Annotated in this window: 18 protein-coding genes and 1 pseudogene; 11 read left to right on the top strand and 8 right to left on the bottom strand. The window is 45.9% G+C overall.

Annotation, left to right across the window (positions count from 1 at the left end; all coding sequences use genetic code 11):
• A pseudogene (locus RH89_RS30015) lies at positions 1-764 on the top strand (zinc-dependent metalloprotease); the annotation flags it as partial.
• A gap of 119 nt (positions 765-883) precedes the next feature.
• Here RH89_RS30015 and RH89_RS25235 read toward each other — a convergent pair.
• The 3 genes from RH89_RS25235 to RH89_RS25225 all read right to left on the bottom strand — a co-directional run bounded on the left by RH89_RS25235 (position 884) and on the right by RH89_RS25225 (position 4036).
• Positions 884-1426, bottom strand: a complete 543-nt coding sequence (locus RH89_RS25235; RefSeq protein WP_004408212.1) for a hypothetical protein — start codon at positions 1424-1426, stop codon at positions 884-886.
• 172 nt (positions 1427-1598) lie between these two features.
• The gene (locus RH89_RS25230) at positions 1599-2096 is read right to left on the bottom strand and encodes a response regulator (protein ID WP_004408211.1); all 498 of its coding nucleotides are present in this window, start codon (positions 2094-2096) and stop codon (positions 1599-1601) included.
• Positions 2093-4036: an ATP-binding protein gene (locus RH89_RS25225; protein ID WP_004408210.1), complete on the bottom strand. Its 1944-nt coding sequence runs from the start codon at positions 4034-4036 to the stop codon at positions 2093-2095. The genes RH89_RS25230 and RH89_RS25225 overlap by 4 nt, the downstream gene beginning before the upstream one ends.
• 187 nt (positions 4037-4223) lie before the next feature.
• Between RH89_RS25225 and RH89_RS25220 the strand changes: the two genes are divergently transcribed.
• The 8 genes from RH89_RS25220 (at position 4224) to RH89_RS25185 (ending at position 14095) form a co-directional block, all read left to right on the top strand.
• Positions 4224-5504, top strand: a complete 1281-nt coding sequence (locus tag RH89_RS25220) for a DUF945 family protein (RefSeq protein ID WP_139063358.1) — start codon at positions 4224-4226, stop codon at positions 5502-5504.
• A 146-nt stretch (positions 5505-5650) separates the two neighbouring features.
• On the top strand, positions 5651-6733 hold the full coding sequence (serC, locus tag RH89_RS25215; protein WP_004408208.1) for a 3-phosphoserine/phosphohydroxythreonine transaminase: 1083 nt from the start codon (positions 5651-5653) through the stop codon (positions 6731-6733).
• A 158-nt stretch (positions 6734-6891) separates the two neighbouring features.
• Positions 6892-7632 carry a response regulator gene (locus RH89_RS25210; RefSeq protein WP_022589498.1) on the top strand — a complete coding sequence of 247 codons (741 nt, stop codon included), beginning with the start codon at positions 6892-6894 and terminating at the stop codon, positions 7630-7632.
• A 3-nt stretch (positions 7633-7635) separates the two neighbouring features.
• Entirely contained in the window at positions 7636-10104 is a 2469-nt protein-coding gene (locus RH89_RS25205; RefSeq protein WP_004408204.1) for a PAS-domain containing protein, read from the top strand.
• A gap of 160 nt (positions 10105-10264) precedes the next feature.
• Positions 10265-11284, top strand: coding sequence for a sugar ABC transporter substrate-binding protein (locus tag RH89_RS25200; RefSeq protein ID WP_004408203.1), 1020 nt, complete (start codon positions 10265-10267; stop codon positions 11282-11284).
• Positions 11285-11391: 107 nt separating this feature from the next.
• Complete coding sequence (locus RH89_RS25195; protein WP_244410442.1) at positions 11392-12435, top strand: ABC transporter permease; 1044 nt, start codon at positions 11392-11394, stop codon at positions 12433-12435.
• Complete coding sequence (locus RH89_RS25190; protein WP_004408201.1) at positions 12432-13211, top strand: ATP-binding cassette domain-containing protein; 780 nt, start codon at positions 12432-12434, stop codon at positions 13209-13211. The genes RH89_RS25195 and RH89_RS25190 overlap by 4 nt, the downstream gene beginning before the upstream one ends.
• Before the next feature lie 92 nt (positions 13212-13303).
• Positions 13304-14095 (top strand): substrate-binding domain-containing protein, encoded by a 792-nt coding sequence (locus RH89_RS25185; RefSeq protein WP_004408200.1) that lies wholly within the window; start codon positions 13304-13306, stop codon positions 14093-14095.
• Positions 14096-14276: 181 nt separating this feature from the next.
• Here RH89_RS25185 and cydC read toward each other — a convergent pair whose 3' ends face one another.
• The 4 genes from cydC to RH89_RS25165 form a co-directional block, all read right to left on the bottom strand.
• Entirely contained in the window at positions 14277-15995 is a 1719-nt protein-coding gene (cydC, locus tag RH89_RS25180) for a heme ABC transporter ATP-binding protein/permease CydC (protein ID WP_004408198.1), read from the bottom strand.
• Positions 15988-17769 carry a heme ABC transporter permease/ATP-binding protein CydD gene (cydD, locus tag RH89_RS25175; protein ID WP_004408196.1) on the bottom strand — a complete coding sequence of 594 codons (1782 nt, stop codon included), beginning with the start codon at positions 17767-17769 and terminating at the stop codon, positions 15988-15990. The genes cydC and cydD overlap by 8 nt, the downstream gene beginning before the upstream one ends.
• Before the next feature lie 142 nt (positions 17770-17911).
• Positions 17912-18868: a thioredoxin-disulfide reductase gene (gene trxB / locus RH89_RS25170; RefSeq protein ID WP_004408195.1), complete on the bottom strand. Its 957-nt coding sequence runs from the start codon at positions 18866-18868 to the stop codon at positions 17912-17914.
• A 215-nt stretch (positions 18869-19083) separates the two neighbouring features.
• Positions 19084-20799, bottom strand: a complete 1716-nt coding sequence (locus tag RH89_RS25165) for a hypothetical protein (RefSeq protein WP_004408194.1) — start codon at positions 20797-20799, stop codon at positions 19084-19086.
• A gap of 364 nt (positions 20800-21163) precedes the next feature.
• On the opposite strand from RH89_RS25165, the gene RH89_RS25160 reads away from it, so the two are divergent.
• Both RH89_RS25160 and RH89_RS25155 read left to right on the top strand, forming a co-directional pair.
• Positions 21164-21811 carry a 2OG-Fe dioxygenase family protein gene (locus RH89_RS25160; RefSeq protein ID WP_004408193.1) on the top strand — a complete coding sequence of 216 codons (648 nt, stop codon included), beginning with the start codon at positions 21164-21166 and terminating at the stop codon, positions 21809-21811.
• Complete coding sequence (locus RH89_RS25155) at positions 21801-23033, top strand: cysteine desulfurase-like protein (RefSeq protein ID WP_004408192.1); 1233 nt, start codon at positions 21801-21803, stop codon at positions 23031-23033. Before RH89_RS25160 ends, RH89_RS25155 begins: the two co-directional genes overlap by 11 nt.
• A gap of 26 nt (positions 23034-23059) precedes the next feature.
• Here the strand turns inward: RH89_RS25155 and RH89_RS25150 are convergent.
• Positions 23060-23430, bottom strand: a 371-nt coding sequence (locus tag RH89_RS25150; RefSeq protein WP_004408191.1) for a DUF2797 domain-containing protein, incomplete at its 5' end; no start/stop codon positions are given.

The following is a 23430-nucleotide window of genomic DNA, read 5'->3' as shown; positions in this document are numbered from 1 at the left end:
GGAACGATATCTTAGCAGCTTCGGTTGCGTTGGTAGATAGAGTTGGTGATCGTTCACGTTTCTCAACTGCACGTTCTACCTTATCTCTGGTTGAGCTTTCAAAAATCTCTAGCTTCGATCCTGAAACGATGGGTTATAGATTTATCGCCGAATACGGCATGGGTTGGATTGAAAGTCTAGTGCTTGGTAACACACTTCACGCGGTATTTAGAAATGAAGCAGGAGAAGTGGTTAAGTCGAACGTTGAACTCCCGGTTTTCTCATGGGAAAACAAGGTTGAAAAAACACCATTCCGAGCTAACTGGATCCTTGAGCGTAAATTTGGTTTACCTAAATACCAAGAAGTAAAGTTGAACAAAGCAATATTGACAGCGATGCTACTAAATACAGTTGGTAACATGGTCGATCAACGAGACGAAGTATTTGGAAGAAAAATCTCAATACGTAGTGAGCTACCAGGCTCTTCCATTGTTCGTTCATACCAGCGCTCTAATGGTAGAACCTACTATGCTTCTGAAGAAAACACTTATGCTTGGTCTATGATCGAGTATGTAGGTGAGTTTGAAGCTTTGGAAAAAGCAAGAGTTGACAATGGTGGTGATTATAGCTCGGTTGATCTCAAACAAATTGTCTTAGCAGATTATCAAGATGAGACTAAACGTACTGAGCTGGCAGATTTGTATGCTTATAGAAAACAGTCACTTGAATATATGCCTGTTTACAATACGCTTTCAGATCTAAGGTATGACATTCGCGCGCACTAATATTTAGATTTTGGTTTAGCTAAAGAAAACCCCAACCACTAGGTTGGGGTTTTTTATTACACCAACAAAAAAGCCAGAGACTAAAATCTCTGGCTTTCTAAATTCAGGAAGAAGAAAGATTAAAACTTAAATCTTGCCGTCATCATAAACTGGTCACCGTAGAAGTCGTTAAGCAGACCTTCCAGACCAATTGAGAATAGCTCAGTAGAATGGAAGCGACCGTATACAGAACCTGTCCACTCGTCTTTTTGCTTAATGGATACGTAACCTACTTTACCACCCACTTCTAGCTGTGGACCCAACCATTGGCGAACACCAAGGTTAATTTGCATACCTGTGTCGATATCTTGATCTTTGTTATCGACTGCACGGAACAGCATTTCACCTGTTAGATCAGCCCAGTTGTTTACCGGAGCGTGAAAGCCGAAACCAGCAGACAGGTTGAAATCACCTTTAAATTTGGAATCAACCGTTGCAACCATATGTGCGTTAGGGTGAATTGACTTACTGAAACCACCACCAAAAGTCATTGGGCTGGCGCCGATTCGCGCTTCAGCATAGTCGTAGTTAAAGTTGCTCATTGACGCGACTTGGTCTTTGTCTGCAGCAAATGAAGAAGCAGATACTGCCATCAGACCAATGGCTAACAGTGTCTTACGCATAATTTAGACAAACCTTCTTTAGTTGGTTCTGGTAGTGCCTTAATGGCAATACCATGAAGTTCCTTGAATTATTACGGTTTATGATAATGCATCCTAACGAGGATTCATTAAAAAATTGAAAGAAATTCCATTTCTGTGGGCGTTTTCTGCTCGATTTGATGGAAAATGCCCTCTATTCACCAAATTCAGTGCGTTTTGCCGCGATGGCTTCGAGGATTTTCTCTCCGTTTAGAATGCGAACCCAGGGTAAAAGTTCAGTGTCATTTTCAATAATGAACTGAGTGAGCTGCTGAGTTATGGTGTTAAGAAGGTCTTTACCTTGCCAGGGTTTTGAAATATAAAAGTCCAGATTAGCCTGGTTTATCGCTTGGATTGTGTCTTCGAGCCCTGCCTGTCCTGTTAACAGGATTTTTCGGGTATGGGTGGTTTCATCTGAATGATTGAGCTCAATGAGGAAATCGATACCTGAATGCTCTGGCATAATATGGTCGCACAGTATCAGAGCCAGTTTTATACCTTTTTCTGCATTCTCTTCGATGATCTCTTTTGCTTCTGAAACGGACTCTGCTGCCTCAAGCACAAAAAATTCATCTAGCGGTTCTAAATCATGGATGACACTGTCCAGAACTTCGCGCTCATCGTCTACACAGAGTATTAGATACTGATTCATTGTGTGTGCTCCTTGGATTCAGAATGAGTGGGCAACATTACTCGCATTCGGGTGTATTGGTTTGGCTTTGACTCTGCAATCAACTTACCTCCATGCTGTTTAACAACTTGCTGGCAGACAGACAGCCCGATGCCTAAGCCGAAGTTACCTTCTTTTTTGGTGGTGAAGTTCAGGTCAAAAATCTTTGGAAGAATGTTGTGGGGGATTCCGTGCCCTGAGTCCTGTATCTCAACCACCACCCAGTCTCTTTTGTCTGAATATTCTTGCTTCGCCGATATGACTATCTCGCCTTTTTCAGGTAACGCATCGAGTGCGTTAGAGATGAGGTTCGTCCATACTTGCTGCAAAGCATTGGGGTTGCATCGCAGCATAGGTAACTCTTCATAGTGTTTTGTGAGCTTGAATAGCTTAAGCTGGTTTTCAAACATAGTAAGAGTATCCTCTAACCCTTCAAGAATATTGCAGTCTTGAAGGGACTCACCTTCATCTCTGGCGTAGCCTTTTAGGCTTTTAACCATGTCGGTAATTCGTGATGCGCACACATTCAAAGAACGAAGGGTATTTCCAACTGTGTGGTAGTGTTCAAGCTTTGGCAATATCTTATCTAATTCATTTGACGCGATAAGCTTGTTTAGCACTGACTCATCTTTATGTAGCACTAGTTTCACCAGTTTCTTTGCGATCCTTCTATCACCAATCTGTTTCTCTATCGCTTTAGCATGTTCCCTTTGTGTGGCGGTAGATTCCGGGTGATTGTTTAATGAAGACAAAAGCAACTGCCGAGCAAGGTCGGAATCTTCTAACGGCTGATCAGGTTCAACAATTGCCTGAACGGCGAGGCTCAGGGATTCCGCGCCTCTTAAAATAGCGGCGGCAGGGTTGTTTAGCTCATGCGCGACACCCGCAACAAGCTGACCAAGCACCGCCATCTTCTCTTTCTCGATCAACTGAGTTTGCGCGGTTTCCAAAGACTCAAGTGACTTTTGCAGTTCAAGTTTGGTATCAATGCTGCGCTGCAAACGGCGGTTAAAGTGACGCAAGAGAAGGTTCGTAAAGAGAGGAAGCAGTTCGGAGTCTGAATGCATCACTTTATTGAACTCGGCTCGGCTAAGCTTAATGACACGGGTCTGGCTCAAAGTAATTGCCGTAGAAAAAGACATCTCTCCGGTAACAAAAGACATGCCGCCGACTAAGTTGCCTTTCTGATGCCGTACCACTTCCCGCTGAATCCCGAGTTCATCCTTCTTGTACAGCGCGACTTGACCAGAGGTAATAAACCACAAAAAGTGGTTGGGTGTTCCTTCCCTTGTGAGGAGGTGTTCTGCGGAATACGTTCGTATCGCTTGTGTTTCGTCATTGGAAGAGAAAAACTCACTTAGGGCGCCGATAACTTTTTCAGCCAGTGCTTCATCAGTGAGGTTATGGTAATCATGAAGAAAGCCAGACTGAAATCGATGGATACGATTTTCAATGTGCGCTCTAACTAGCCTCCCTTGGTCGAGGATTTTGCTGTATTTCAGCCAGTCCTGTTCAGGGTATTCCAGAATAAAGTCAGTCAGTTCCTGCACCAGGCTTTTGGTAATGGACTGCGTATCAGACGACTCAGTTATGCAGTGATCCAGCCTGCCTTTATTTACTGCGGTAAGAATGTCTTCAAGGTCATTTCCATCACTTAACAGCACCTTACGGGCATGTTTTGTTTCGGGAATCTGTCCAATCTGAATAAGATAATCAGAAGCCAGAATGTTTGCTCTGTTCGCAGCTATCACCATTGCCAGCCCGGATTGAGCCTGAGAAAGCTCTTTTACCACGCTGCTCGCTTCTGTAATAGAGCACGTGAAACGAACATCGAAATGATCGTAAAAAGGGGCGAATACCGATTCAAAGCGACGAACACTTTCGTGGTCATCATCGATAAATAAAATCGAAAAATCTTTCACAGCACCTCCTTGAGATAAATTAAATCTACCAAGAAGATGCAGTTCGATATGAGATGTGGTTAGTATTCTAGGCGATAGCTGCGGTTATCTGACAAAACGCTGACGTAACTCAAAGATTATTCTTAACAAAAATTCATTGTTCGGCTTTCCCATTGCTGAACAAATTAGGGTAGACTGCCATTTTTAATTGTTAATTTCCTATCGCATGCACTCTCTTAAGAAACTTGGCGCCATTGGTGGTGCTATTGCGCTAACTGCTTGTTGGCCTTTGGCTGTTGGTCAAATTGCACAAACTATCGTTGAAAATGGTATTCAGCAGCTCAACAGTGAAGGCGTGAAAGCCGAAGTGGTTGAGTACGACCGAAGCTATTTCTATGCTCAGGCAATCACACGTTACACCATCACAGATCCACTGTTGGCAGAGAATCTTGAGAAAGATGGGTTACCAACCTCTATTGATGTGGTTCATGACATCAGCCATGGATTACTCTCAATAGACGCGCATTCCTATGTGAAAGATTCGAAGTTAGTGCAGTTCGAATTAGCCACCCAAAGCAAACTTAATGGTGATACCGATTTCGAGCTGGTGGGTCGCAAGTTCAACTTTACTGACTCAAGTGGGTCAGAGCTTATCGTCGGCGAGTATTCTGCCACTGGCAGCGCATCTATTTCTGGTGCTTTAGACTACCAAGCATCCATTCCTTTCTCTTCAGTTAACTTTGCCAATGGTGATGAACTTGTGGTTTCAGGGTTCACCGCAAAAGGCAATGGACAAAAAGAGCAGGGGATCTGGATTGGTGAACAGAAGATGGATTTGGCGGGTATTTCGCTAAAAACCGTCGGTGGTCAGAATGATTTCCAGCTAAGTGAACTGGATTACATGATTACCTCTGTGAAAGCTGAAACTGGGGAAACGTTCGATAACCAGCAAGTGCTAACGATTGAAGAAGCGACTTCGGGTGAGAATGTAGCCAAAAAAGTGAAGCTGGACTTTGCATTTAACGGCATTCGCAGTGATGCATTAGAGCAGCTACTGTCCATTTACCAATCTGGTGCAGAGTTAACTCCAGAAAAAGTTGAGCAAAGCATGCCACTACTTGATCAACTGGTTGAGGCTGGGCTTGAAGTAGAGCTGAATAAATTTGCTGTTAACCTCAATGGCGGCGATTTTCAGTCTGCATGGAAACTGGTGGTTCCAGCAGGGCAGAAAAATGTTTCACAAAATGCTTCTATTCTACTGAACGTAGTAGAAGGCAAGCTGGATGCTCATATCTCCAATGAATTGTTGCAAGCATACCCATATGTTCGCGAAAACATTGATGAACTGCTGATTATGGAATTTGCAACCGAAGGTGACAAAGGAGTCGACCTGAATGCCAACCTGAATGGTGGCCAGGTGACCTTTGAAAGTGGAAAACAGGTTCCTCTTCTTGCATTGTTTATGCCGTTAATGGCTGGGCAAAGATAGAGATATTTGCAGGAAATAGCTCACTGAAGAAAAAAAGAAGTCAAAAGACTTCTTTTTTTGTGTTTACTGTAGATTTTTACTTTTTCAATATGTGAAAAAGTGTTATTACTTGGGAAACGTTTTACCTAGCAGGAGCATCCCTCATCATGGAACCGATCTACAATTTCAGTGCTGGTCCAGCCGGACTACCTAAAGCAGTCATGGAAAAGGCGCAAGCCGAATACGTTAACTGGAACGGTATTGGCACATCGGTAATGGAAATCAGCCACCGTAGCAAAGAGTTTATTGCAGTAGCCGACAAAGCAGAGCAAGACTTACGCGACCTTCTGTCCATTCCAGACAACTACAAAGTACTGTTTTGCCATGGTGGAGCGCGAGCTCAGTTTGCAGCCGTGCCTATGAACCTGATAGGCGACAAACCTTCCGCAGATTATGTAGACGCAGGTTACTGGGCGGAAAGCGCGGTTAAAGAAGCGAAGAAGTATTGTACTCCTCGCGTGATTAACGCTAAAACCGAAGTCGACGGAAAAGTTGCAGTTATTCCACCTTCGGAGTGGAAAATCGATGAAAACGCTGCTTATGTGCACTTTTGTCCGAATGAAACTATTGATGGTGTAGAAATCACAGATTTGCCTGTTACCGACAAACCGATTGTTGCAGACATGTCTTCAACCATTCTGTCTCGTAAAATCGATGTGTCGAAGTACGGTGTTATCTACGCTGGTGCACAGAAAAATATCGGTCCTGCTGGTATCTGCATCGTGATTGTAAGAGATGACTTGCTTGAACTGGCGTCGGAAGCCTTGCCAAGCATCCTGAATTACAAGGTTCTGGCAGAAAAAGACTCCATGTTCAACACGCCACCAACCTACGCCTGGTATTTGTCTGGCTTGGTCTTTGAGTGGTTGAAAGAGCAAGGTGGTGTAGAAGCTATTGAAAAGGTGAACGAAGAAAAAGCGGCGCTGTTGTACAACTACATTGACGGCTCTGAGTTTTACCGAAATCAGGTTCATCCTTCTAACCGTTCTCGAATGAACGTGCCATTCCAACTAGCGAAACCTGAATTGGATAGCAAGTTCTTAGAACTGGCGGAAGAGGCAGGTCTTCAAGCTCTAAAAGGGCATCGTGCAGTAGGTGGTATGCGAGCTTCTATTTACAACGCAATGCCACTTGAAGGCGTACAAGCTTTGGTAGAATTTATGAAGCAGTTCGAAATCGAATACGCTTAATCTCTCGCCCTAATTCCTTTGAAACCCAGCCTTGCGCTGGGTTTTTTATATTCAGCTAGACTTAATACAAATCACAATTTTCGAGTGTTTGTTAGCCAAATGTTGTTATTGAGTGTTAATTAAATAACTTCTGAACCTTTAATTAAGGAAGCCGAATTTTGCAACTCAGGGAACAGAGTGTAAGAAGAATCATAGTGGTCGATGATGATCAGGATATTCGTGATGTGTTGGATGATGCCCTGACACAGCAGGGGTACAATGTCGTCCAGGCTGAAAGCAGTGCACAACTTTTTCAGGCTCTAGAAGCTGATACAGCAGATTTAATCTTACTGGACCTTAGATTAAAGCAAGAAGACGGCTTACAGATTGCCAAATCCATTCGCGAAGAAAGTGCTGTTCCCATCATGATGCTAACTGGGAAGGGGGACGAAACGGATCGGATAATTGGGCTGGAAGTGGCGGCAGACGATTATATGATGAAGCCATTTAATCTTCGTGAGCTGATTGCCCGTGTGAACGCGCTACTACGACGTTCAGAATTGACTCAGCCTAAGCCTGTTGAAGTCGTATCGGATCATACCCAGTATCAGTTTGGTCCCTGGACACTCAATATCACCACTCGTCAGTTACATCATGAGTCAGGGAAAGAAGTCAGCCTCACTTATGGAGAGTTCTCTTTGCTTCAGGCATTCGTTTCTTCGCCAAACTGCGTCTTGTCCCGTGACCAACTGCTCGATAAAACGCAGGGTTTCGCGTCCGACTCTCAGGACCGAACTATTGATGTTCTGATACTGAGATTACGTCGGAAAATAGAAACCAACCCGCGTCTACCCAATTTCATCCAGACTGAGCGTGGGGTGGGCTACGTTTTTAATAGTAAAGTCGTGATGCTTGGCTAACCCATGGTTAACTTGCAGAGTATTCGCACCAAGTTACTGCTTTCCGTTGTCGGCACTTTGCTTCTTACCCTGTCGCTGGCGAGTGTTTTTATCTATACCACACAGCAAAACCAAGCACTAATTGACGACATCGCGTCTGCTACTTTGGAAGACATTAATACTGCGCTCAGCCTTTCAGAGAGTGTGGCTCAGGTCGCCGCTATGGCACCATACGCAGCAGATTTTGCCCGTCCCTTTCATGTACAGAATGAAACCCAGCGCCTGCAAGAAAAAATTGCCGAGCTTAACGCTGTTGCCCGACACTTAAACAACGTCGAAGCCCGAAATACCTTACTAAAACGGGTAGAAACGCTGGATGCATCGATACAGGGGCTTCTGTCTAACGTGACTCAGGAGCTCTTTACGCGAGAGGATTTACTGGCTCTACAGTTTGAATTGCAACCACTATCCTCACATTCACAAGGCAATATTTTCTTAGAATCGTTTACGACTAACCCGATGAGAGTGCCAGAGGTTTTGATCAAGCAGATGGAAGACTTTGCGCAGGTACTTTCTTTTGGAGAAATCTCAAAAATATTGGCTGAGCTGAGGCTTCAGCAGTCAAAGGTCGCGGAGATTCGTCGTAATAATGCTTATCTTCTCTCATCCATTCGCGCCCAGTCAGATCAGATGACGGTATCTGTACACGAATTCGTTATCGCACTGCAGCAACATTTACGGTTTCAGCAGAAACAGTCGGAGCGTGCCATTGACCGGGCGACCATGTTTATCTCGATCATTATTGTTCTTTTGCTAGTAAGCAGTATCTACCTTCACCGGTTTAACTCGGTACTTACTCGTGATTTGAAAACAGTTACCGATGAAATGTCGAGCCTTGCCAAAGGTGACACCAACGTAGCGGTCGCCAATATCCAGCGTAATGATGAAATTGGAGAATTGGCGAGAGCCTTTGAGGCCTTTCAGTCTGAAGCGGTCGAAAAGGTAAGAATGACGGAAGACCTGCAGGCTCAAAAGAATTTGCTGGAAGCCATATTTAACAACATTCAGGATGGCTTGAGTGTGTTTGATGACCAGGACAGGCTGGTGGCATGGAACCATCGTTACTTGACGTTGTTTAAACTTGAAGCGCGGGAAGTCTCCTTTGGAATGTCGCTTGATGAACTTCAGGATTTAATGGCCAGAACCCCTTTTCGAACACGAAATCTGATGCAGGAAAACCTGGAGATGCAAAGGCTGAATCGGGAACGTAAAGACAAATCAGCGGTGTTTGAGCGTTATTTTAATGATGGACGAATCATTGAGTTTCGCAGCCAGCCCATGCCAGAAGGCGGGTTTGTTACTTTGTACAGCGATCTGTCTGAACGTAAAGCCATAGAGCAACAACTGCACCAATCGCAAAAAATGGAAATGTTGGGTCAGCTAACCGGTGGTGTCGCGCATGATTTTAATAACTTGCTGGCATCATTGATTGGTAATCTACAGCTACTGGAAATGTCTGAAGGTGTAGATGAGCGTCAGGCAAAGTATCTGGCTCGCGCGCTAATGGTATCTGAGAAAGGCACTAACCTCGTGCAGCGCTTACTGGCATTCAGTCGCAAGCAACAGTTGTATCCGGAGTGGGTTGCGGTGGATGATTTGGTGGCGGGCATACTGGATCTGTCTGCGTACTGTGTCACACCAAGTATTCAGGTAAAAACCTCTCTTCAACTCAAAGACACGCACATTCATGTAGATCCATCTCAGTTGGAAAATGCCTTATTGAATTTGGTTCTGAACAGTGCAGCCGCAATGCCAGAAGGAGGAACACTCACGCTTTCGACCTCCCAAACAACCAAGGACAGTGTTTGTTTAAAAGTGTCGGATACTGGAGTAGGAATGAGCTCAGAGACCCAGCGGCGTGCACTGGAGCCATTTTTCACAACAAAACAAACGGGTGAAGGAAGCGGTCTAGGGTTGAGTATGGTCTATGGTTTTGTCACCCAAAGTGGCGGAGAGATTGAAATAGATTCTATCCCGCAAAAGGGAACGACAATCTCCCTGATATTACCGATTGGTGTTACCCCAGATAACCGATGGCCGGAAGAGAAAATCCTTTCACCAGTCGTTAATCTATCTTCTGGCTCTCAAGTACTGGTTGTGGAAGATGACGAGGAAGTTGGGAAGGTTATCCAAGAGCAGTTACAGTCACTGAATCTGAGAGTTTCCACCGTTCCAACGGTTCAGTCCGCTTTGGAATTTTTGCAACAGAACGAATGTAATTTGGTGGTTTCCGATGTGAATTTGGGTACTCCGGAAGACGGCGTCAATTTAAAGCAGCATTTGATGAAAACGCATCCGGATCTTCCTGTAATACTCACGTCCGGATTGCCTGTCGAAGCACTGATTAAACATCACCAGTTTGATACTGAATGGGCATTTATCTCTAAACCTTTCCAATTTGAAACCCTTCAAACTCTTATCAAAGTAACTTAAAGAACAAGCAGTTAAGCGGTTTATTACAATTGTTAACGAGATTTTATTACTCTGAAATCATTCATTAGTTTTTTCACTTGATTCTTGTCTCTCCCAATTCAATTTTGGGTAGCCGACCAAGGAAGGTAATACCTTGGCATAACGATAAAGGGAATCAATCATGAAAAAGATGTTCACTGTTGCAGCACTGGCTGCTGCCATGTTCAGCGCACCATCCGCTCTGTCTGCTGACAAAACCATCGTCGGACTTATCACTAAAACCAACACCAACCCATTCTTTGTAAAAATGAAAGAAGGGGCAGAATCGAAAGCGAATGAGCTTGGTCTTGAATTACGTTCTTTTGCCGGGCGCTACGATGGCGATAACGACTCACAGATTCAGGCAGTCGAAAATCTGATTGCATCGGGTGCTAAAGGCATTCTGATTGTGGCGAGTGATCCGGTTGCATTAACTCCTTCCATTGAGCGAGCACGTAAAGCGGGGATTGTGGTTATTGCGCTTGATACGCCTTTCTCTCCAGCCAATGTCGCGGATGCCACATTCGCAACGGATAACTTCTTAGCTGGTGAACTGATCGGGAAATGGGCGAAAGCAAAAATGGGTGCAAAAGCCAAAGATGCCAAAATTGCCCTGCTGGATCTCAGTACCGCAGGCATTACGGTTGATGTCGCACGTAATCAGGGCTTCCTGAAAGGATTTGGGGTCGATGTGAAAGACGCTAACAAAATGCGTGATGAAGATGACCCGCGTATCGTAGGTAACGATGTTACTCAGGGATCAGAGGAAGGCGGTCGCCGTGCAATGGAAAACCTATTGCAAAAAGACCCGGGTATCAACGTGGTTTACACCATCAATGAACCCGCGGCAGCAGGGGCTTATGAAGCACTGAAAGCGGTGGGCAAAGAAAAAGACGTCCTACTGGTTTCCGTTGATGGAGGTTGTCCGGGTGTCGAGAACATCAAGGATAAAGTGATTGGTGCCACTTCCATGCAGTTCCCGTTGAAAATGGCTTCGCTCGGTGTAGAAGCGATTGCTGAGTATGCTGAATCGGGCGTAAAACCGGGCGCGACTCCAGGTAAAGGCTTCTTTGATACAGGGGTTGAACTGATCACGGATGAGCCAGTTAACGGTGTTGAATCATCAACTTCTGCGCAAGGTCTTGGTAAGTGCTGGGGCTAATGTCTGAGGAAAGAACCAAGTGATTACCTGAGAGAGCCTTTGGCTCTCTCAGAATAGAGTTAAGGACAACACTATGAGCCAACCCCCTTCTTCGACCGAGCACAATTTTGAAAAAGCCGCCGAACGTAACGCAGACAAAAGTTTTGCTCAGTTCAATGAATCGGCATCTGTGGGTTTATCTGTGCAGCGCTTTTTGCACAATCAGCCGACTGCCGACACCTTTTCTGGTGCTTATTCTCGCGGTCACAATATTCAGCTTCCTCATCGGAGAGCGATTTCTTCATCCATTCAACATGTCTCTGATTCTCCAGCAGGTCACCATTATTGGTGTGTTGGGTATTGCTCAGACTCTCATTATCCTGACCGCAGGAATCGACTTGTCGGTCGGTGCCATTATGGTTTTATGCTCTGTTGTCATGGGGCGTATGGCTATGGATTTTGGGCTGCCACCGTCTATCGCGTTTGCCATAGGAATGCTGGTCGGGACGCTTGCAGGTTTGTTTAACGGGCTGCTGGTGTCTCGGTTCAAACTGCCCCCGTTCATCGCCACACTTGGGACATGGAACATCTTTTTTGCGCTGAATCTCTGGTATTCCAATAGCCAGACGATACGTTCTCAAGCCATCGCTAAAAACGCCCCGTTGCTTCAGTGGATGGGAGAAACCATCGAGTTCTTTGGTGCCAGAATCACCTACGGCTCTATTTTGATGATTTTACTGTTTGCTGTGATTTGGTATGCCCTTAACTGGACGGCATGGGGACGACATGTCTATGCCACAGGTGATGATCCAGACGCCGCAAGGTTAGCAGGCATACGAACGCAAAAGATCTTGCTGTCGGTCTATGTCGTTGCAGGTTTCATCTGTGCTATCGGAGCCTGGGTATTGATCGGACGAATTGGCTCCATCAGCCCGCAGGCAGGCTACACCGCTAACCTGGACTCCATTACCGCCGTTGTCATTGGTGGAACAAGTTTGTTTGGAGGGCGAGGGTCCATATTTGGCACCCTAATTGGCGCTTTAATTGTCGGAGTATTCAGAAATGGACTCGCACTCTTGGGGGTAGATGTGCTTTGGCAGGAATTTACCGTCGGGTTATTAATCATCGTTGCTGTGGGTGTCGACCACTGGATTAGGAAGGTATCGGTATGAGTGAACCAGTATTGCAGGCAAGAGGTCTGGTTAAACGTTACGGTCGAGTTACCGCTTTAGATGGCGCAGACTTTGATTTGTACAAAGGGGAAATTCTGGCTGTTATCGGTGACAACGGCGCAGGTAAATCCAGTTTGATTAAAGCGCTTTCAGGCGCGCTGATACCGGATGCAGGGGAGATTAAGCTAGACGGCAAAACGGTGTCTTTCAAAACTCCCATGAGTGCCAGAGACATGGGGATAGAGACGGTGTATCAGAACCTTGCTGTCGCACCTGCGTTGAATATCTCCGATAACCTCTTTCTCGGGCGTGAAATCCGCAGGGAAGGTGTATTGGGTTCGGTCTTTCGAATGCTGGACAAAAAAGCCATGAATGAACGTGCAAAGCAGCAGCTTGCCGATCTCGGATTGATGACCATTCAGAACATTACTCAAACTGTAGAAACGCTATCTGGTGGTCAAAGGCAGGGGGTGGCAGTGGCTCGCTCTGCTTTGTTTGGCAGTAAAGTTGTGATTATGGATGAGCCTACAGCGGCACTGGGTGTGAAGGAATCAAGAAAAGTGCTCGACCTGATCCGGCAGGTGAGGGACAGAGGTTTGCCTGTGGTACTGATTAGTCACAACATGCCTCATGTCTTTGAAGTCGCTGATCGAATTCACGTTCACCGCTTGGGCAAGCGAGCCGATATCATCACACCGAAGACTCATACAATGTCGGATGCGGTGGCGATCATGACGGGGGCGGTTGAACCGGGAACAGCAGGTACTGCTGCTTGATAAAGGGGGCTCAATGTCGCTTAGTTTGCAGCCAGATCGGACAGCGATTACTCTGTATAGGTAACCAGCTATATAAGGATAAGGTTTCTTCTATGTACAAATCTGTGTTGTGTTTTGTCTTACTGCTTTTCCTCTTTAGCGGTCGCGCATCTGCGAGTTCAGACTATTCAATCGGAGTGTCCGTGTCTGACCTGACCAATCCATTTTTTGTCACTATGGTGAAAAGCATTAAGGCGGAAGCCAACCAGATACCTGATAAAAAGATCGATGTGATTGTCCGTTCCAGTGCGTACGACTTAGATCGCCAGAACCAGCAGATCGACCTGTTTATTGAGCGCAAGGTGGATTTGATATTGCTGGTGGCATCTGATGAGCAGGGAATCGCTCCGGCAGTGAATAAAGCGAGAAGGGCTGGCATCCGAGTGATTGCGGTCGATGTAAGGGCAACGGGTGCCGATGTCACTATTACTACCGACAACATTCAGGCTGGAGAAATGGCGTGCCTGAAATTAGTGAAGAAGCTGAATGAAAAGGGCAGGGTGATCATCATTAACGGTCCACCCGTGTCAGCCAGTCTCGACAGAGTGGCGGGGTGTAAGTCGGTGCTAAATGACTACCCAGACATCAATTTACTGGACGCAGACATCAATGGAACGGGCAGCTATAACGGCGGCTTGGAAGCCATGGCATACGCGCTTCAGGCTTACAGGGACATCGATGGCGTTTTCGCGATTAATGACCCGACGGCTTTGGGCGCTGAACAGGCAATGCTTCAGTCCGGTGAGCAAGTCTGGATCGCTTCGGTTGATGGTGCGCCATCAGCTATTCAGGCTTTGGAGGAAAAGGCGCCCCAACTGGTTGGGTACATCAGCGCAATTTCCTAAGCGAATGAGTAGGGAAGCAGTGCAAATTGGGTTGGGGTTGCTGAACGGGGGAAAAGTTGAAAGAGAGCTGGTATTGATTAAGCCTGAATTCATCGACGTATCCAATTACCATCAGTTTTCGCGCTGGTAGAAAAAAGCCAGAGCTCTGTTGGCTCTGGCTTTTATAGTACAGTTTTACTGACTAAAGCGTCTGGCAGAGTTGATAGTAGCGACCCTGTTCTCGAATCAAATCCGCGTGGCTGCCCGTTTCAATAAACTGACCTTGTTCCATCAGACAAACCAGATCCATTTTCTCCAGCCCAACCAAGCGGTGAGTGATGAATATAACTGTCTTATCGCTGAAATGTTTATCAAACAACTGCATCATCTGCTGTTCGGTCTGCTTGTCCAAACCTTCTGTCGGCTCATCCATCAGAACAATAGGCGACTGACGCAGCACCGCACGAGCAATACCGATTCGGCGCTTTTCTCCTCCAGAAAGTTGACGACCGCCTTCACCTAACCAAGTATCCAGCCCTTTGTCTTCATTCAGTTTGGATAATCCAACCTGCTCGAGAACATCAATCAGCTGAGCGTCTTCCGCATCTGGCAATGCAATAGTGAGATTATCCCTGAGTGAGCCGTTGAGAACGTCGACACGTTGACTGACGACCGAAGTAGAGGCACGCAGAGCACTTTCATTCCACTGCTTTACATCGCGACCACCAATGGCAACCTGACCAGACTGCGCATCCCAAATTCGCGTTACCAACTGCAAAAGGGTCGATTTTCCAGAACCGGTCTGACCGACAATCGCCACTTTTTGCCCGTGCCCGACGTGCAGATCCAGATTATTCAGAACAGGTGCATCCGCTTCGTATCCAAAGGTGACATCAGAAAGCTGGATATCAAACTTGTCAGGTTGAGGTGTTTCATTGGTAACAAATTGAACTTCAGGATCTGCGTGAATGATTTCGTTCAGTCTACGAGCAGACGTTACCGTCTGACCCAGATACTGGAATGCACCCGCGACGGGCATCAGAATTTCAAAACTCGCCATGGTGGCGAAAGCGATCATCGCGATGAAAGGATCTGGCGTTCGACCGCCCACACCATCGGCTGCTATCCAGAGCATCAAAACCAAGGTTAAACCACTGGCTAACATCAGCAGGCTGCTTGCCAAGCCAGTTATACGCGCGTGTTTAGCTTGATTTTCCATTAACGCTGACTGCTTGCTGTCGATGTTGTCACGGTAGCGCGATTCCACACCAAACAGCACCAGTTCAGAGTGACCTTGAAGCCAGTCCAGCGTTGCAATTCGAAGTTCAGATTTATTCAGCGTCAGTTGCTGTCCGTTCAGTTTGCCCAGCTTGTAGAAGATCACAGGCCAAATAAGAACAAGAGCAAGAAGAATTCCACCCAGCGTCAGCCCCAATACTGGGTCAAACCAGCACAGGAAAAGGGTGAGGGATGCGATACCCAGTACACTCACAACCAGCGGGCTGATCAGTCTCAGGTAGACGTGATCCATAGCGTCGATGTCGGCAACCAAACGGTTTAGAAGATCTGCATCACGAATGTTAGCGACTTTACCTGGGATCAGAGGGGTGAGTTTTTCATAAAAGAAAATACGTAAATCAGTCAGTAACTTGAATGTCGCATTGTGGCTTACTACACGCTCTCCCCAGCGACCTGCCGTTCGGCTCATAGCAAAACCGCGGACAAAGGCTCCGGGTAACATGTAGTTGAAGGTTTCACGCGCAATGGTTAAACCTGCAACGGCAGAAGCTGCGATAAACCAGCCAGAAAGAGTCAGAAGACCTATGGACGCGAACAGTGTGGCAAACGCCAGCAACATGCCAAGAGACAGTCCAAACCAGTGTTTCTTATAAAGCTTTAGATAAGGCAGTAAATCACGCATCCAGATTCCCCTTATCATTTTGTGATTCTTGGTGTGACTTCAGCATCTCGGCAAAGAGCCCGTTTTGCGCTTTCAAGTGTTCAAAGTTTCCTTGTTCGGCAATCAACCCATTCTCCATCACGAGAATGTTGTCTACGTCTTTCAAAGGAGAAAGCTGATGGGTAATCATTAACGTTGTCTTCTCTGCAATTCGGCTTTCCAAACCTGCCAATACGAGCTTTTCACTTCGTGCATCCAGACTTGCCGTCGGTTCGTCGAGAATCCAGAACTGACCGTTTTGCAACATTGCACGTGCAAGTGCCAAGCGTTGTGCCTGACCAACAGACAAGCCGCCAGAGCGGTCACTGACCATGTATTCAAGGCCGTGTTGATCAACAAATTCATCTGCATAGCTGTCTTTTAGCGCGTGAGTCAATTCGTCGTTGGAAACATCTCGACCGAATGTCACGTTCTCCAGAATGGAGCCATTGAGTAGTAGTGGGTTCTGACCCACCCAACTGATGGTTTTACGCCAACTTTCCAGGTCGACTTCTTTCAGGTCAGTCCCATTGATTTCGATGCGACCTTCATAAGGCAAAAAGCCCAAAATCGCATTAATCAGGCTGGTTTTACCTGCACCGCTAGGACCCACAATGGCTGTGGTCTGGTTAGTATCAAGATTGAAAGAAACAGGACCAAGTAACTCGCTGCCTTCAGGGCTGAATACTTTCAGGTCTTTCACCGCTATGGAGATTGGTGCGTTAGCCTCAACAGGCTGACTGCCTGATGTGATTTTGTCGACATCGGTTTCCAAAAACTCTACTAAGCTTTCAGCCGCGCCCATCGCTTGTGCTTTTGCGTGATAGAAGGTGCCCAAGTCGCGAAGAGGCTGATAAAACTCCGGAGCTAGGATTAGGATGAAAAGACCAGAGAAAAGGGTAATGGTCGCGCCGTAATAGCCGAAGTTCAGTTCGCCAATAAAGGCGAAACCAAAATATACCGCGGTGATGGCGATGGAGAGCGACGTAAAGAACTCAAGAACAGCGGAAGACAGAAACGCAACTCTTAACACGTCCATCGTTCTGGAGCGAAGCACCTCAGAAGCACCTCGCATAACTTCAGTCTCTGACTTTGCACGGTCAAAAAGACGAATTGTGGTCATTGCCTGCAAACGGTCATAGAAATGCCCCGAAAGTCTTTGCAATGCTTTGAAGTTTTTGCGGTTAGCATCGGCGGCTTTCATGCCAACCAATGCCATAAATAAAGGCACTAACGGTGCAGTAATTAGGAAAATTAAACCTGCTGCCCAGTTGGTCGGGAAAACCACGGCGAGAATAACAAATGGGACAAGTACAGACAGCGACACCTGAGGAAGATATCGAGCGAAAAAGTCCTGAAGATTTTCTACCTGCTCCAGTAGCAGTGTTGCCCATGTACCAGCAGGCTTGCCTTTAACATACGCAGGACCTAGCTCGCGTAAGCGGTCTAGGATCAGCTGGCGTACGTAAACACGAATTTGCTCTCCGCAGCGGTAACCGGCGAGTTCACGCCCCCAGCTGCAAATGGCGCGTCCAACCACGGCTCCTGCTAAACCAGCAAAATGCGGTATCAGGTCGTATTTGTCGACGTTTTCAATAATTAATTGGTGAAGAATCGAAGCCAGTAAAGCGGCTTGAACAAGAAGAAACAGGCTGGAAACGACGCCCAGACTGACGGTAATCATTAACCAGCGTTTGGCGAGTTTGCTTTGCTGCTTGAGCCATTTATTTAAGGCGCGCTGCTTATGTTTGTCCATGGAAGAAGACTTTAAATTCAAATCATTATGTTTTGTGGGGGGAGATTATATCAGCTTGTGCAGGATTACGGAGTGAAGTGGGAAAAATAAAAATAAAAAATCCGGCATTTGTGCCGGATTTTTCATCAAAACTAGAGATTCATTAGTCTGTCAGACCATCTAGGAATTTTTCTGCATCCAAAGCTGCCATACAGCCTGTACCAGCAGAAGTGATGGCTTGACGGTAGTTGTTATCCATCACGTCACCCGCAGCGAAAATGCCAGGAATACTCGTTTGTGTAGCATTACCTTCAAGACCTGATTTTACGACAATGTAGCCGTCTTTCATGTCTAGCTGACCTTCAAACATGCCAGTGTTTGGCTGGTGACCGATAGCAACGAATACGCCCATTACGTTCAGTTCTTCTGTGTTGTCAGACTGAGTATCTTTGATGCGAACACCAGTTACACCCATGTCGTCACCGAGTACCTCGTCCAGAGTACGATCCGTGTGAAGAACAATATTGCCGTTCTCGACTTTATCCATCAGGCGCTTCACCAGGATTTTTTCTGCGCGGAACGAATCACGGCGGTGAATCAGGTGTACTTCAGAAGCAATATTAGAAAGGTAAAGTGCTTCTTCAACCGCAGTGTTACCACCACCGATTACGGCTACTTTCTGGTTGCGATAGAAGAATCCATCACATGTAGCACATGCTGATACACCGCGACCTTTAAACGCTTCTTCAGATTCAAGACCAAGATATTTTGCCGATGCACCAGTAGAGATGATGAGTGAATCACAGGTGTATTCGCCAGAATCACCTTTCAGGCGGAAAGGACGGTTACTGAAATCTACTTCATTGATGTGATCGAACAAAATTTCGGTCTCAAAACGTTCAGCATGTTCTTTCATTCGTTCCATCAAACCTGGTCCAGTCAAGCCTTCTGCGTCGCCTGGCCAGTTCTCTACTTCAGTCGTTGTGGTTAGCTGACCACCTTGCTGCATGCCAGTAACAAGAACCGGATTTAGATTTGCTCGGGCAGCGTATACAGCCGCGGTGTAACCCGCAGGACCAGAACCGAGAATTAGAAGACTACAGTGCTTTACGTCGCTCATTTGGACTCCGAAATTTGAATAATAATATTTTGGCTAGATTGTAAAAAATAGTGGGGACGAAAGAAAGGAAATGCAACGCAGTTAAAGCAATTAAATGGTTATAGTTTAGAACGTAGATCCCGCTTCTGACTGGTCTGCGGTGTTGTTTTATAAGAGCCAAAAAAGAAACCACCAAAATTTGGTGGTTTCTTGTTCATTATTCAGAAAAATGTCGGTTAGTAAGTGACATTGTTCATTTCGAAAACGATGCCTTTGTCGGTTACGTCCATCTTAACGTCGCCTTTTACATCATCTTGAATGAATGGTTCAAGCTCTGCAGGAACAGGTTCACCGCTGCGCTCTACCATATCGACAAATGGCTTAAACAACTTGCCATAATCAAAGTAGATGCTGTACAGACCATTCGCTTCAAGCGTTTGATCAAACAGTTTGGTGGATTCTTTCGTTGCTGTTTCACCAGTGTAAATCGTCAGGTGGCTACCTTTAGAGGCAACGTAAACAGTACCGATGTCAGCAAACTGTGCTGCTAACTGAGGTGGTAACTCGACTGGTGTGCCATCTGCTGGGATCTGAACTTGAGCCAGTGACGGTTCCATCATTTGCGCAGCTTGGAAAAGCGCGACTGGGTTGTCTGCCGAAATAGAGACTGATGCATCAAGCTTATTCAGTTCTTCACCGTATTCAGTTTCACCGAAACCGTAGTCGAACAAGTTAAAGCTGATGCCTTTCAGACCATTAACAAAACCTGTTGCCATACCGACCATTGCAGGGTTTGCCTGACTAAGACCCGCTTGCATTTCTGCCAGTGGTGCACATGAGTATTGTACGGAAAGGCTGTCCTGCCAGATGGCATTCAGCGCAGGAGTCAGGTTGTTTACATCAATACCTAACCCGAATGATAGTGCGCTATCTTGTGCGCTGCTTGGGATGAAACCACGAATAGTTTTCAGTGCATCCAGAATGACTTTGTTGTTGCTCTCGACAACAAACTTAGCGTCCATTGTCAGACCACCATCATTCACTGTCGCTCCAAATACGGTGCGAGGCCAGTTCGCCGCAATGCCAGCAAACTCAGTTTTACACTCTTCAGTCTGAATTTCTGCAAACGGATTAATCGCAGATGGGTCGTCAGCTTTCACTAACTCACTGATTTTTGCCACATGCTTAGCAAGTAGGTTGCCATCCGTTGTAGTGAAGCCAGTAACCAGTTGCTGATGATCAAAGTAACCAACAGACTCGTCACTTAGGTTCGGGTGTTTAGCAATAAGTTGCTTGATGGTTTCAGCCTGAGCGATAGATTGCGTAGGTGCTTCGATACCTAGAGCAATTTTAAGCGGGCTAAGCTCGCCGAAATCTGCTGAGTCCAGAGTTAGCGTCGCCATTCCCTGATGAACGGCTACAACCAGCTCCAGTTTAGTCTGACCATCTTCATCCGCAATGCTGTACGAGCGGTAAGAAACATCGCCTATTTTCTTGGCTGTGTGCTTGAAATTGCTGCTTGATTCAGCTTTGTCGAACGTCGCCCAGAAAGCCTGTTCGTTTTCGACATCAAACTTCATGACAGGTGCAATACCCACCATGTAGATGTAGCTGTTGATCATATCAGGTGCGCCGAAAGCTGCTTTGTAAGCCTCGACGCTCTCAATCGATTTTATGTAAGTTTCAGCCAAAGCATAGAAGAAGGTTTCGCGGTTAGTCATGCGCTCAGGATCGGTTTGCGACAGTTCCATGAACTCATCAATGGTCGGGAAGGTGTCGACAGAACCAAGAAACTTGTCCAACTGCACAGGTTTCAGCGGAACACCTACGATTGCAGAATCTGCTGGAATTTGATCGAGAATTGAAACGCTTTGAGATGCCTGCTGCTGAGTATAAAAATATCCACCAGCTCCAACTGCCACAATACCTGCAGCAATGACTAACTTATTCACTAGCCTACTCCTGTTATAAATATAGCGTTCGAGAATAGAACTTATTGATCTAAATAACAATCAGATGATTGCATAAAGTCGAATCAGTTCCTACAGATAAGAACTGGGTCACTATTTCACGTTTAAACCTATTTAAATCATGATGTTACAAATTCTGGTAGTGAAGAGTTTTGGTTTTAACATTCACGAGATTGAAAAACCAGCTTTAAAGACTGATTATTGTTTTATTATTGGCTTTAAATGCTGAAATTGACGTTATATCAATATAAATAATTAATAAAAGTTGATCTTGCAGGATATGTGGGTAAATCTAAATGTAATGAACATGTAAATTATATGTATCTGTAATTCTCAGGAGTCCGAAATGATTTCGCATGAAAGCACTTTGCAGTTAACGCAGCTCAGCCATGCTGCGATAGCACAATTATCTCCATCTTTTAATTCTCTCCCTAACACAAGTCACGCGGACGGCAAATATAGATTGCGCCGTTACTCAGTGGTTCAGTTCCAACAAAACAGATTAACGGAAGTAAATCGCCATAGCTTCGTTCAATCTGAGGACATTAATCATTTTCAAGGTGACGTTATTCGTCAGTTTGAGCCGATTGAAAACCGAATCCTAGAGAGTGATGCGATGCTTGAGCTGTGTCAGGTATTTGTTGATGCCAACAGCTTACCAGAGGGGCAGGAGATAGAGATCCATCAGATCAGAATTGCGACTGTTTACGAAGAGACGCCGGTAGCACCAGAGGGTGTGCATCAGGATGGTTTCGACCATATTGCGATCGTCGGTATTGACCGTCACAACATTGTTGGCGGCGAAATCATGTTGTACCAAGACAACCATGAAGCGCCGTTTTTTAGAAAGGTGCTGCAAAATGGTGAAGTTGCTATGCTGGATGACCATAAACTCTGGCATAACGCCCAGCCAATCCGTTCAGTGATTCGAGACAACGAAGGTCATATGGATGTGTTTGTGTTAACCGCGACGGAATCGAGTCATGACGTTTAATGTCGAAAGCGCGAGAGCCCAGTTTCCAGCTCTGAGCCAGCTTCACAATGACAAACCGGTAAGCTTTCTGGATGGTCCCGGAGGGAGTCAGGTTCCTCAATCCGTATTGGATGAGATGACCCGATATCTAGGGCATTTCAACTCCAATCTGGGTGGAAAGTTCTTTTCAAGCGAAATCACCACCTCGATGATGCAGCAAGGCAGGGAAGGGGCTGCGCAGTTTCTGAATGCCGAATCTGGAAACAACATTGTCTTTGGTCCCAACATGACGTCACTGACTTTCCAACTCAGCCGAGCGATTAGTCGAGAATGGCAAGCAGGGGATGAAATCATCGTAACGGCATTGGATCATTACTCCAATGTGTCCAGCTGGCAACAAGCTGCGCAGGATAAAGGCGTAACGGTTAAGCAAGTTCGGGTAAATGAAGAAGACTGTACCTTGGATATGGCTCACTTTAAGGAGCTTTTGACTGATAAAACGCGTCTTGTTGCGGTGACTTACGCCTCGAATACGACAGGTTCTATTGTTGATGTGAAGTCGGTTATTGAACTGGCTAAACAGGTTGACGCATTAGTGTATATTGACGCAGTTCACTATGCCCCCCACCACCTGATTGATGTTCAGGATCTGGGTTGTGATTTCCTCGCTTGCAGTGCGTACAAATTTTTCGGTCCTCATCTCGGGATCGCCTATGTATCGCCAAAGTGGGTAGAAACTCTGGTTCCTTACAAAGTAGAGCCTGCGACGAATTTTGGTCCTGGTCGGTTTGAAACAGGAACTCAGAGCTTTGAAGCGATCGCCGGATTCAACCAAACCTTAGAATACCTATCGCAGTGGGGCTCGGAAGAGACATCATTGAGAGAAAGGTTGGTGGAAAGTTACTCCCAGTATGCTCGTCATGAGCAGGCATTGTCCGAGCACTTCCTGAAGAAACTGTCAGGTTTATCCGGCGCTACACTCTATGGGATTAGCCGTGCTTCGAACGACAGAACGCCTACCTTTGCTATTCGTCTTGATGGGATTCCGCCTGAAGTCGTAGCTTCAGCGTTGGGAGAGCAGAACATCTGTGTCTGGAACGGGCATTTTTATGCGTTAGGTCTGATTCGCCAGCTGGGACTGGAAGAAAGTGGCGGCGTAGTGCGAATTGGATTGATGCATTACAACACTTTTCAGGAAATCAACCATTTGTTTGAGGCTCTTGAATCCCTCGTCAACAACTAAAAAGGAGAGCTTAGCTCTCCTTTCATTTAACCTTCAAACGTTACTTCATATGAAGTGAACTTTCTGACGTTGATGACACCTGTATCCAGAATTAAATACTGACCTTTAATGCCTTTAAGCACCCCTGTTACTTCCGGGTTTTTATCAAAGTTGTGCGATACAATTTTTGTAGGGTGCTCGGTAACGGGATACTGAATCTCCGTTATATCTTCAACTAATGGTGTCACTGAGTCTTCACCATATTTTGCTTTGATTTCAGAGATGACTTCCTCTGCATGAGGCATTAGCTGTTTCGCCAACTCTTCTAATGCCATTGGCTCTCCATCCCCTTTCAGTAGAGTTCGCCAGTTGGTTTTGTCTGCCACATGCTTTGCTAAAGCGACTTCAATTAACCCGG

Origin of the sequence: Vibrio nigripulchritudo ATCC 27043, assembly GCF_000222685.1 — a bacterium.
Taxonomy (GTDB): Bacteria; Pseudomonadota; Gammaproteobacteria; order Enterobacterales; family Vibrionaceae; genus Vibrio; species Vibrio nigripulchritudo.
This window is presented reverse-complemented; position numbering and strand designations above follow the sequence as displayed.